Genomic DNA, 10,999 nt, shown 5'->3' with positions numbered 1-10,999 from the left:
TCCCAACTGCAAATCATCTACCTGAATCAATTATTAATTATGTGATTCGTACTCATGAATGTGTCATTTTAAATGATGCTACTCGTGAAGGTAATTTTATTCATGAGCCATATATTCAACACAATCAAATTAAATCAATCTTATCCTTGCCTCTGCTCAATCAAGGTAAACTAGTGGGCGTGTTGTATTTAGAAAACAAGTTGGCGGCTGGAGCTTTTACACCACAGAGATCGCAGGTCTTGAATCTGTTATCATCTCAGGCGGCGATCGCCATTGAAAATGCCAGGCTCTACTCAAACCTACAGAAGAGCGAAAGTAGAATGAAACAGTTTCTAGAAGCTGTCCCGGTAGGAATTGGAGTATTGGATGCGGCTGGTCGCGTTTACTACGTCAATCAACGGGGAATTCAGCTAATGGGTAAAGGGATTGATCCTTCTGTGACACCGGAGCAAATCCCAGAGATTTATCAATTTTATTTGGCGGGAACAGATCAAAACTATCCAATTGAGAAACTACCAGTTATTCGGGCATTGAGCGGTGAATGCACCACAGTTGACGATCTGGAAATTCACCAAAACAATGCAATAGTTCCAGTTGAGGTGTGGGGAACTCCTATCTTTGACGAACAGGGTAATGTAGCTTATGCGATCGCAGCCTTTCAAGACATTACAGACCGGAAACAAGCAGAGAAACTGCTAGCCGATTACCACCAAACGTTGGAGCAACAAGTAACTGAGCGAACTTTGCTGCTTTCTCAGGAGATTAAAGAGCGTCAACGAGTTGAAAACGCCCTGCGCCAAAGTGAAGAGCAACGCAGGCTGACGATGGATTTCACCCATATTGGCAGTTGGAACTGGAATATCGTTGAGAATACAACACATTGGAACGATAACCACGCTCGATTGCTGGGGTTAGTACCCGGTGAAGTTGAGAGTAGCTATCAGGCATGGCGCGAACGGGTTCATCCAGAAGATATTCATCGGGTCGAGCAAGCTGTTACAGCAGCTCTAGCATCTCATACCGATTTTGAAGCGGAATATCGAGTGATCTACCCGAATGGTAATATTCACTGGTTAGTTGGCAGAGGTCGAGGCATTTATAACGCAGCCGGACAGCCTGTGCGAATGTTAGGTGTGATTCTCGACATTAGCGACCGCAAACGCGCCGAAGAAGCCTCAATTCTGGAAGAACGCAATCGCATGGCGCGAGAAATTCACGATACACTAGCGCAGTCATTCACGGGTGTTATCATTCACGCCAGAACTGCTGCGAACAAGATAACAGTAGACCCAGAAAAAGCTCAGGCTCACCTAGCCCAAGTCCAGAACTTAGCCCAAACTGGACTCTCAGAGGCACGCCGCTCTGTAGAGGCGCTACGCCGTCCCTACTTGTTAGAAAATAGTGATTTACTCAGCGCTTTCAAACATCTGACAAGTCAGCTAGAATCATCTACTGGTATAAAAATTATGTGTGAAGCTATCGGCATCCCCTATCCGCTAGCCTCTGAGGTGGAAAATAATCTGTTAAGGATTGGACAGGAAGCATTGACGAATGCACTCAAATATGCACAAGCAACTGAAATTCGTGTTGAACTAATCTATCAGTCCACGCAGTGCATATTACGAATCAAGGACGATGGACAGGGATTTGCAATTGATCGTTCTGCTAGTCACAATGGCTTTGGTTTATTAGGCATGGCAGAACGTGCCGAACTCATTGGAGCACAGATCCAGATCCACAGTGCCCCCGGACAAGGAACAGAAATTGCAGTGTCCGTGAATCAGCAGGAAAACCATCATGAGTCAACCTAATGCCATTCGTGTTCTGGTTGTAGACGATCATCCCGTTGTACGTCAGGGTTTGGTTGCAATGCTGGAAGAAGCGCCAGATATCCAAGTTGTTGGACAAGCTGGGAATGGTCAGGAGGCACTCGCTGTCTTTCGTCAAAAACAGCCAGATGCAACTTTGATGGACTTGCGAATGCCCCAAATGGATGGAGTCGCTGCGATTACTGCCATCTGCACCGAGTTTCCTGCTGCTCGGATTATCGTATTGACAACTTACGAGGGCGATGAAGACATTTATCAGGGATTGCGGGCAGGAGCTAAAGGGTATTTACTCAAGGATGCCGAACCAGAAGAATTGCTATCCGCGATTCGCGCCGTTCACAAAGGACACAAGCACATTCCACCCCGCGTCGGTGCCAAACTTTTAGAACGCATGGCAAGTCCAGAATTAAGCGATCGCGAATTAGAGGTGCTTCAACTCATTACAACGGGCAAGAGTACCCAAGCCATTAGCAAAGCTCTATATATTACTGAACGCACTGTCAGTTTTCATATCAATCATATTTTAAGTAAGCTGGGTGTGGAGGATCGCACTCAGGCTGTGATCGTTGCATTAAGGCGGGGTATTGTTAGCTTGTAGCGTCATACCTGTCAAATTTGTCAGTTTATCAGCTGTCAAATTTATCAGATGATCAACTGAAGTTTTTCTCAGCGACAAAATCGAGTCAACCCTCTAAATTGAGTTTATGCAACAGATAACAGAGCGACATCGGTTTACACAATTGTGAAAAAAGTTTCATTCATAGCAATCATCTGTCTTTACCTGCTGCACTCCTTTCCTTAGAGGTGCTTTCATGAGTCTCGGCGATTATAATCGGTTGCTTGTGCCGATTTCAGAACAAGATCATATTCAGGGATTAGTGAGTACTTCAGTGACACTCGTCCAATATGGTGACTACCAGTGTCCCACTTGTGGCGAAACTCACCAATTAATTAAAGCAATCCAGCAACAGGCTAATGACTTGTGTTTTGTATTTCGCCACTTTCCACAGCCGCAAATACATCCTTATGCTCAACGTGCAGCTGAAGCAGCTCAAGCGGCAGCCAGCCAAGGTCAGTTTTGGCAAATGCACGACATTTTGTTCACCTATCAACAAGCGTTAGGAAACGGCGATCTTGTAGAGTATGCCAATAATCTAGGACTCAATATTCCCCAATTTCTGCAAGATATATCCTCTCAAGTACATATAGCGCGTATTAATCAAGATATACAAAGTGGATTACACAGTGGAGTAACGGCTGCCCCAGCTTTGTTTATTAATGGAATTCGATATAGCAATCGCTGGAACATTGAGCGGTTGATGGCAGCTATTGTCACAGCAAGACATTAATGTTCTTTGCGTTTAAAAAAGAGAGGGTAAGCAGTTATGCAAAGAAGAACCAGTTTTGAAAGTAAGGGTCTAAAGTGTTCCGTCACCTTTTACACTCCGGATCAAGTCGCATCCGGTGAGCGCTGTCCAGCCATTGTAATGGCTCATGGAATTGGCTTGACCAAAGAAATGGGATTACCGCAGTTTGCCGAGAAATTCGCTCAAGCTGGGTTTGTCGTTTCGCTGTTCGATTATCGCTACCTTGGTGCTAGTGAGGGAGAACCTCGCGGACAAATGCTTCCTACAGAGCAGCATGAAGACTTTCGTAATGCTATTACCTGGACTCAACTGCAAAGCGAAGTTGATCCTGAGCGCATAGGTCTGTGGGGCTTTTCTTATAGCGGCGGTCACGCGCTGCATCTGGCTGCATTCGATCCGCGAGTGAAAGCGATCGTAGCACAGATGCCTGCGGTGAATGCATTTCTCATCTCCCGCCGTGTGGCCTCCCCACTCCAACTGGAAGAACTCACAAAGATGGTTTTACAAGACCGGATAAAACGGTATCAAACTGGAGAAGTAAGTTACCTCCCTTTGGTTGCTTTGCCTGGTGAACCCAGTTTCCTTGCAACACCTGACGCATTAACTTGGGTTGAATCGAACAAAAGCGCCAGCGAAGGAAGATGGGAGAATCGAATCTCCTTTGAATCGATTGAACACTGCCTCTATTACGAGCCGATTCCTCACCTCGAAGCAATCTTTCCTACCCCGTTATGCCTGATTACGGGTGAGAAGGACTTTCTTTCACCTGCCGACATAACCGCCGATGTCCATGCGCGTGCGATGGAGCCTAAGTCTCTGACAATCTTGAAGGGCGGACACTTTGACGGTTTCCAAGGTGAAGGCTTTGAGATAGCAAGTACAGTTGCGTTGAACTGGTTCGAGAAATATTTGAAGCAGAGATGACAGAGCTGGAACTACAAAGCAGGCGATGACGCGGAGCAATTGACCACTCTGACGGCTATTAAATCTCAACTTTATACCTATCCAAAAGGAGAAAGTAGCAATCTTATGTCACAATCACTCTGGTTGTTTGGTTCTCGTCTCAGTATCATTACCGATCACACAACTACCGCAGGTCAGTATGATCTGATCGAAGAATATTCGCTTCCTGGCTCACAGACACCCCTTCATCGCCACACGCGTTATTCCCAACAACTATACGTGCTGTCTGGGGAGTTCACGGTCTTTGCTGATGAGAACAAGGTCGTACTGAGTGCTGGTGACAATATCTTGATTCCTATTGGCACACCACACATGGTCGCCGTGTTCAGCGATCAGCCAGCACACGGGTTAGTCATTAACGCACCAAGTGGGCCTGCTCGGCTGATTACAGAAATGGGGATGCGGAATGAGACAGAAACACTGGATATGGCGCTGCTTGCACGCATTTCCGCCGAGATGGGCGATGAAACCCTTGGCCCGCCTGGAACCCTACCCTCCGGTGCTACGAGAACATAGCAAATCCATTCCAGGCAACAGATGAAGAGAATTTTATGACTCAATATGACTATATTGTAATTGGTGCAGGTTCGGCAGGTTGTGTTGTTGCCAACCGCCTGACAGAAGACAGCGAAACAACTGTGTTATTACTCGAAGCGGGTACCCCTGATACGAAACCGGAGATTCACACCCCGGCGCAATGCCTCAGCCTACTAGGTTCTGAGGTGGACTGGGCATATTTCTCTGAACCAGAACCCTACCTGAATAACCGTAAAATCTTTTGTCCCCGTGGCAAAGTTCTGGGGGGCAGCAGTTCAATTAATTTCATGATTTATTTGCGAGGTAATCCTCACGATTATGACCACTGGCAGTCATTGGGAAATCCCGGCTGGAGTTACCAAGATGTTTTGCCCTACTTCAAGAAATCAGAACACCAACAGCGAGGCGCGTCCAAATACCACGGGATTGATGGAGAGTTAAGTGTTACCGATCACATTGCACCTGCTGTGGTATCCCAACGCTTTGTAGACGCAGCAGTGGCGCTAGGATATGACCACAATCCTGATGTTAATGGAAAGCGGCAGGAAGGAGCAGGACTCTATCAGTTGACCATTAAGGATGGTAAGCGCCATAGTACTGCCGCGGCCTTTCTGCTACCCATTTTCCAGCGTCCCAATTTGACGTTAACGACAGGAGCATTGGTCACTCGCTTGTTGTTTGAAGGCACTCACACGGTTGGGGTGGAATACCTGCATGAGGGCACACTGCACCAGGTTAGGGTCAACTCCGAAGTGATTTTAAGTGCTGGTGCGTTCGATTCGCCCAAGCTGCTGATGCTTTCCGGTATTGGTGATGCAGAACACCTGCAAGCCTTGGGAATTCCAGTAGTGGCTGATTTGCCGGGTGTTGGTCAAAACCTCCAAGATCACCCTGTCGTGTCCGTGGCACACGAGGCAACTCAGGATTTACACACGGCAAGCAGCAGTAGTATCGCTGAAGCGGGCTTGTTTTTGCATACCGAGGGTAATCTGGATGCTGCGCCAGATTTACAGTTTCTCTTCGGTCCCGTTGTGTTGGTACCGCCTAGTTACACCCACTCAGGTTCAGGATTCACAAGTTTCGTCTGTTTGCCTCATCCCCAAAACATTGGCAGTGTCAGTTTGCGTTCCCCCGACCCCAAAGACGCACCGGTGATTCAAATGAACTTTCTCCAAAGTGAAGCTGATGTGCAAAAGCTAGTAGCAGGGATTAAATTACTCCGTAACTTGTTCGGTGCAAGTGCCTTTGATGAGTTTCGCGGTGAAGAAATCGCTCCCGGTGCCGATAAGCAGAGTGATCCAGCACTCGTTGCTTACGTTCGAGAAGCTTGTGATACGGTGTATCATCCGGTCGGCACTTGCAAAATGGGCATTGACTCAATGGCGGTGGTAGATCCTGAACTCCGGGTACATGGAATTGAGGGGTTGCGTGTCGTAGATGCTTCCATCATGCCAACAATCACCACAGGAAATACAAACGCGCCTACCATTATGATTGGTGAAAAAGCAGCCGATTTAATTAAAGGCGCAGGTTGCGTTTCACAGCAACTACCTTCAGCCATCGCAAACTAACTCGCTCGTGGGTAGACAAGGGAAAGGCTTCTGACAGCATGGATACGATATGTCGCCTCAAGGACAGCAAGTTGCAAAGCCCAACAGATTGCGAATCCATTTTCCCTATTTCGCAAAGCCAAACTAAACTACTAAATCATGTTCAAACTATCCGTTAAAGTGTCTGTTGCAATAGCCATTCTTATAGCATTAGTCCTGGGTTTGCAATCTTTTCAAGCAAAACCTGTTCTATCTAAAACGCCAGATATACAAGCTCTGAATCAGTCAAAACTTATTGCAACTGCCCTCACACCCCCCAGCCTTGTCCGTGCTGTTTTGGGAGGCAGACCTGTTTATGTGCTCCACGTGACCCGATCCGAAGATACTGTCTTGGTGCGTTGTTACCCTACCTATGAACCCACAATCACAGTTCGACCGATGGGGGGTGATTCCAATGCCAACGCTCAGAGGGAAGGGGTCATGACCTGCCGTCCTTCTGCATAAAAACTATACTGTGCAACCCATCTGGAAAGAAAACATACATCAAGAAATTTTCTATGCACAACATGATGCACGAAATTCTGAGTCCGCTTAGAGCTTTACTTTTCGCATAAGACAACAAATCGATTCACAAAAAAGGAGACTCTAATGCCTTACGTTACTGTCGGTAAAGAAAACTCTGGAAACATCGATATTTATTACGAAGATTTCGGAGCAGGTCAGCCCATTGTGCTAATCCACGGGTTTCCTCTAAGCGGTCATTCCTGGGAAAAACAAGTGGCGGTTTTGCTGGACAAGGGCTATCGGGTCATCACTTACGATCGCAGAGGCTTCGGAAATTCTAGCCAGCCGTCCTTTGGCTACGACTACGACACCTTCGCCGAGGATCTCAACACGCTGATCGCAAAACTTGACCTGCGCGATGTTGTGCTGGTCGGTTTCTCAATGGGGACTGGCGAAGTGACACGCTATCTTGGCAAATACGGTTCGGAGCGCGTTAGTAAAGCCGTGCTAATGGCTCCGGTGCCACCCTTTCTGCTGAAGACAGACGACAATCCCGAAGGGGTCGATCGCAGCGTCTTCGACGGAATTATGAAGAGTATTGTAGAAGATCGCCCAGCGTATCTGTCCGCATTTTTTAAAGACTTCTACAACGTGGATGTGCTTCTGGGCGATCGTATTAGCGAAGAAGCCATCCAAATGAGTTGGAATGTTGCAGCAGGAGCTTCTGCTAAGGGGACTCTGGACTGTGTACCGTCGTGGTTAACCGATTTTCGTGACGATCTGCCACGCATCGACGTGCCAACTCTAATTATTCATGGAGATGGCGATCGCATCCTGCCATTTGACTCTACCGCAAAGAGACTGCCGCAGCTAATTAAAGATAGCCGTCTCGTGGTGATATCTGGTGGCCCTCATGCTATCAATTGGACTCATGCCGAACAAGTGAATCCTTTACTGCTGGACTTTCTTAAAGGAAATTAAGCAGTTTTTTATGGAAATTGGCACTCCAGCTGATGATCCAACTGCACCCCCTGTCACGGATGCAGATATCCAAAAAACGATTGCCCTGGCTCCCCGACACAATTAAAAGCTGCTCTTGGCTCACTCAAATACTTACAAGCGATCGCTCGTGTGGACGGTCACGTAAATAGCGCACCAGGCTGGACTCAGCAGGCTGCTGTTAAAAACTGCTCTTGGCTCACTCGAATACTTACAAGCGATCGCTCGTGTGGACGGTCACGTAAATAGCGCACCAGGCTGGACTCAGCAGGCTGCTGTTCTGAACGGAGCATCTGATTTATTCGCAGAGATTATGACCGATAAGGCTAGTCATGCTCGTACAGCTTTTGGACATTCAGAATTGCCCTTAAATGCAGCAGTTGAACTAGTCTTGATTGCCGTTATGAAATCTGAAATTCATTAAGATAACTGGAGAATTCTCAACTATGAACTTATCTGGCACTTTTGTTTCTGGCGAACATCCTACCGAAGGAACAGTTCAGATTGTAATAGAGTCCGAGCAACGATTTGTCGAGTTGCAACCAGACTTTAAAACTTCTCATCTTGGCCCTGACTTACGAGTGGTTCTCCATCGCCTTGAAGATGTTATTGGTTCTACGACTCCCCCAGATTTTCCGATTAAAGAGCAAGAGCTTTTCTTGCTTGACCGCTTACAAAACTTTACTGGAAAGCAACGTTACCCCATCCCATCCTGGCTAGATTTAGCAAATTATCAGTCTGTTGTTATTTGGTGTTATGCATTCAACGCTACTTTCGGTGCTGCCAAACTTAATAGTTAATAACAGAGGGATCAAAATCCTACACAAACCAATACCTTTGCCAAAATAAGAGCCTAAAACCGATAAGGATTAATCTTATGACTACATTCCGCACGATCACGATCGATGGTTTAGATATCTTTTATCGAGAAGCTGGCTCCCGCGAAAATCCAACAATTTTGCTGTTGCACGGCTTCCCGACCTCATCTCACATGTTTCGTAATCTGATACCTGCGCTTGCCGATCGCTTCCATCTCGTTGCTCCCGATTATCCCGGTTTTGGTAACAGTTCAATGCCAACCGTGGATGAGTTTGACTACACGTTTGATCACCTGGCACAGATTGTGGAGAAATTTATTACTGCGCTCGATCTCAAAAAATACAGTCTTTACGTAATGGATTATGGTGCGCCTGTTGGCTATCGGATTGCAACTAAATATCCAGAGCAAGTGCAAGCCCTGATTGTGCAAAACGGGAATGCTTACGAAGAGGGGCTGCGGGAGTTTACCGAACCCATGAAGACATATTGGCAAGATCCTTCTTCTGAGAATGCTAAAAAGCTTAGAGACTTTCTCACCCTGGAAGGAACGAAGTGGCAATACACCAATGGCGCTCGCAATCTTGTAGCGATCAGCCCTGATACCTGGAACATGGATCAACTCTTCCTCGATCGCCCTGGAAATGCTGAGATTCAAATGGCACTATTTTATGACTATAGAACTAATCCACAGCTCTATCCGCAATGGCAGGAGTATTTCCGCAAACATCAACCTCCCACCCTAATTGTTTGGGGTAAGAACGACGACATCTTCCCCGCCGAGGGCGCTTATCCCTACCAGCGTGACCTGAAAGACATTGAGTTCCATTTACTCGATACTGGGCACTTTGCGCTGGAAGAAGACGGAGATGCGATCGCAAACTATATCAGTCAATTTATCACATCACGGCTGCAACCCATCTCTGCCTAATCAATGCAAGGTTTAGCCACTGGCTTGACAACAATTGGACGCACTAAGTAAACATCTTCATAAAAGAGGGTTCGGAATTCGTTTTAAAAATAGCTCATTTCTAGGAGTTGTCAAATTTTGATTTCCGACCCCCTTAATGAAACGTTGCACTAAGGAGAGCAGGATCGTGCCCCAGCTGCTTTATGTTCCTGGGCACAGGCAGGGTCGGCAGTGTGGGCTTTTGTATGGGCGGTAAACTGGCATATCCACAACCAGCTGTCAACTTCAACAAATGTGAGGTAAAAGGTGACAAAGGTATTAATTATATGCGATCGCTTGCCAGTTTATATCTTTTTGCTTGACTTATGACTCATTTTGCCCTTATCTGTCCAGCAGGAATATAGAGGTGACAACAAGGATGATTTTTACATGGAAAAAAGTTCAAAGATTTTTGCTGTTACTACTCGCATTTAGTGTTGTCGTTATGGTGTCGATGCATCCAGCATCAGCCATTTTTAAGAAATTACCCCAAGCGTCCAACTCTAAACCTTCGATCGTTCTTGTTCATGGTACCAATGCCGATGCTACATCCTGGCAACATGTCATTCCGCTTTTACAACAGGATGGCTATACAGTGACCGCTGTGCAAAATTCGCTTACTTCTTTGCCAGACGACATTGCCACAACCAAGCGGGTGATTGATGCTCAACGGAGACCCGTTGTTGTGGTCGGACACTCCTATGGTGGAAACGTGATCACAGCTGCGGCGGCTGGCAACCCGCGAGTGAAAGCATTGGTTTATATCGCTGGTTTTGCACCAGAACCAGGCGAAACGATTAGCGAGTTAAGTAGCAGATATGCTCCTCCTCCACTCAGCAAAGCACTTGTAGCTGATACAGCAGGGTTTCTCTACATAGATCGTGAAAAGTTTCACGAGGTCTTTGCTAAAGACGTATCGATAGTCGAGGCGCGGGTGATGGCAGCAACGCAGAAGCCACCCGCCAAGGCGGTCTTTGACCAATCAGTGGAAAGCGCAGCTTGGAAGACGATTCCCTCATGGTACCTCGTGGCTCAAGAAGACCAGGCAATTAACCCTGAGCTTGAGCGAGCGATTCATGGCAAAGCGAATCGGTGCTAAAACAATTGAGATCAAAGCAAGTCATGTGGCCTTTATCTCTCATCCAAGAAAGGTTGCTAACCTGATTGTTGAAGCAGCAAGCTCTGCTGTGAAGTAACGTCAAACTCAAAGGAGATGGAAGTGAACACTGAATACTACGACGACATTATTATCGGTGGTGGCAAAGCGGGTAAAACCCTGGCACCTGCACTAGTCGCGGACGGACGCAAAACCGCTCTGGTGGAACGCAGCTTAAACATGATTGGTGGCTCGTGCCCTAATATTGCCTGCATTCCCAGCAAAACGATGGTGGCAAGTGCAGAGGTGGCAAATACTGTGCGAAACAGTGCTGCCTATGGCATCAATACGACACCGCCCACGGTTGATTTGGCGGCAGTGATTGGGCG

The 10,999-nt window shown here is 46.9% G+C and carries 14 protein-coding genes; all 14 read left to right on the top strand.

Annotated features, from left to right (window positions below; genetic code table 11):
- A partial coding sequence (locus H6G26_RS33920; RefSeq protein ID WP_190735434.1) for a PAS domain S-box protein occupies window positions 1-1,811 on the top strand: 1,811 nt, incomplete at its 5' end.
- Window positions 1,798-2,427 carry a response regulator transcription factor gene (locus tag H6G26_RS33915; protein WP_190735432.1) on the top strand — a complete coding sequence of 210 codons (630 nt, stop codon included), beginning with the start codon at window positions 1,798-1,800 and terminating at the stop codon, window positions 2,425-2,427. The genes H6G26_RS33920 and H6G26_RS33915, both read left to right, overlap by 14 nt.
- Before the next feature lie 214 nt (window positions 2,428-2,641).
- Window positions 2,642-3,178, top strand: coding sequence for a DsbA family protein (locus H6G26_RS33910; protein WP_190735430.1), 537 nt, complete (start codon window positions 2,642-2,644; stop codon window positions 3,176-3,178).
- Between the two features lie 36 nt (window positions 3,179-3,214).
- A complete protein-coding gene (locus H6G26_RS33905) occupies window positions 3,215-4,120 on the top strand; it encodes an alpha/beta fold hydrolase (RefSeq protein WP_190735428.1) in 906 nt (301 codons plus the stop codon).
- Between the two features lie 105 nt (window positions 4,121-4,225).
- Complete coding sequence (locus H6G26_RS33900) at window positions 4,226-4,675, top strand: cupin domain-containing protein (RefSeq protein WP_190735438.1); 450 nt, start codon at window positions 4,226-4,228, stop codon at window positions 4,673-4,675.
- A gap of 35 nt (window positions 4,676-4,710) precedes the next feature.
- The gene (locus tag H6G26_RS33895; RefSeq protein WP_190735426.1) at window positions 4,711-6,267 is read left to right on the top strand and encodes a GMC family oxidoreductase N-terminal domain-containing protein; all 1,557 of its coding nucleotides are present in this window, start codon (window positions 4,711-4,713) and stop codon (window positions 6,265-6,267) included.
- Window positions 6,268-6,405: 138 nt separating this feature from the next.
- On the top strand, window positions 6,406-6,750 hold the full coding sequence (locus tag H6G26_RS33890; protein ID WP_190735424.1) for a hypothetical protein: 345 nt from the start codon (window positions 6,406-6,408) through the stop codon (window positions 6,748-6,750).
- Between the two features lie 144 nt (window positions 6,751-6,894).
- Window positions 6,895-7,731 carry an alpha/beta hydrolase gene (locus H6G26_RS33885; RefSeq protein WP_190735422.1) on the top strand — a complete coding sequence of 279 codons (837 nt, stop codon included), beginning with the start codon at window positions 6,895-6,897 and terminating at the stop codon, window positions 7,729-7,731.
- A 247-nt stretch (window positions 7,732-7,978) separates the two neighbouring features.
- Entirely contained in the window at window positions 7,979-8,173 is a 195-nt protein-coding gene (locus tag H6G26_RS33875) for a RidA family protein (protein WP_347242549.1), read from the top strand.
- A 22-nt stretch (window positions 8,174-8,195) separates the two neighbouring features.
- Window positions 8,196-8,549, top strand: a complete 354-nt coding sequence (locus tag H6G26_RS33870) for a DM13 domain-containing protein (protein WP_190735420.1) — start codon at window positions 8,196-8,198, stop codon at window positions 8,547-8,549.
- A gap of 77 nt (window positions 8,550-8,626) precedes the next feature.
- Entirely contained in the window at window positions 8,627-9,496 is an 870-nt protein-coding gene (locus H6G26_RS33865; RefSeq protein WP_190735418.1) for an alpha/beta hydrolase, read from the top strand.
- 182 nt (window positions 9,497-9,678) lie between these two features.
- Window positions 9,679-9,837 carry a dienelactone hydrolase family protein gene (locus H6G26_RS33860; protein WP_190735416.1) on the top strand — a complete coding sequence of 53 codons (159 nt, stop codon included), beginning with the start codon at window positions 9,679-9,681 and terminating at the stop codon, window positions 9,835-9,837.
- 56 nt (window positions 9,838-9,893) lie between these two features.
- The gene (locus tag H6G26_RS33855) at window positions 9,894-10,613 is read left to right on the top strand and encodes an alpha/beta hydrolase (protein ID WP_190735414.1); all 720 of its coding nucleotides are present in this window, start codon (window positions 9,894-9,896) and stop codon (window positions 10,611-10,613) included.
- A 114-nt stretch (window positions 10,614-10,727) separates the two neighbouring features.
- Window positions 10,728-10,999 (top strand): FAD-dependent oxidoreductase (locus tag H6G26_RS33850; RefSeq protein ID WP_190735411.1); only part of this gene is annotated, 272 nt, incomplete at its 3' end.

It is taken from the genome of Nostoc sp. FACHB-888 (assembly GCF_014696655.1).
Classification (GTDB): domain Bacteria; phylum Cyanobacteriota; class Cyanobacteriia; order Cyanobacteriales; family Nostocaceae; genus Nostoc.
Note: the sequence above shows the minus strand (reverse complement) of the source record. Positions and strands in the feature narration are given on the sequence as shown.

What these genes read in the sequence shown, in the direction of transcription:
- H6G26_RS33915 (WP_190735432.1), top strand. Translation starts at nt 1,798, where the DNA reads ATGAGTCAACCTAATGCCATTCGTGTTCTGGTTGTAGACGATCATCCC.
- H6G26_RS33910 (WP_190735430.1), top strand. Translation starts at nt 2,642, where the DNA reads ATGAGTCTCGGCGATTATAATCGGTTGCTTGTGCCGATTTCAGAACAA.
- H6G26_RS33905 (WP_190735428.1), top strand. Translation starts at nt 3,215, where the DNA reads ATGCAAAGAAGAACCAGTTTTGAAAGTAAGGGTCTAAAGTGTTCCGTC.
- H6G26_RS33900 (WP_190735438.1), top strand. Translation starts at nt 4,226, where the DNA reads ATGTCACAATCACTCTGGTTGTTTGGTTCTCGTCTCAGTATCATTACC.
- H6G26_RS33895 (WP_190735426.1), top strand. Translation starts at nt 4,711, where the DNA reads ATGACTCAATATGACTATATTGTAATTGGTGCAGGTTCGGCAGGTTGT.
- H6G26_RS33890 (WP_190735424.1), top strand. Translation starts at nt 6,406, where the DNA reads ATGTTCAAACTATCCGTTAAAGTGTCTGTTGCAATAGCCATTCTTATA.
- H6G26_RS33885 (WP_190735422.1), top strand. Translation starts at nt 6,895, where the DNA reads ATGCCTTACGTTACTGTCGGTAAAGAAAACTCTGGAAACATCGATATT.
- H6G26_RS33870 (WP_190735420.1), top strand. Translation starts at nt 8,196, where the DNA reads ATGAACTTATCTGGCACTTTTGTTTCTGGCGAACATCCTACCGAAGGA.
- H6G26_RS33865 (WP_190735418.1), top strand. Translation starts at nt 8,627, where the DNA reads ATGACTACATTCCGCACGATCACGATCGATGGTTTAGATATCTTTTAT.
- H6G26_RS33860 (WP_190735416.1), top strand. Translation starts at nt 9,679, where the DNA reads ATGTTCCTGGGCACAGGCAGGGTCGGCAGTGTGGGCTTTTGTATGGGC.
- H6G26_RS33855 (WP_190735414.1), top strand. Translation starts at nt 9,894, where the DNA reads ATGATTTTTACATGGAAAAAAGTTCAAAGATTTTTGCTGTTACTACTC.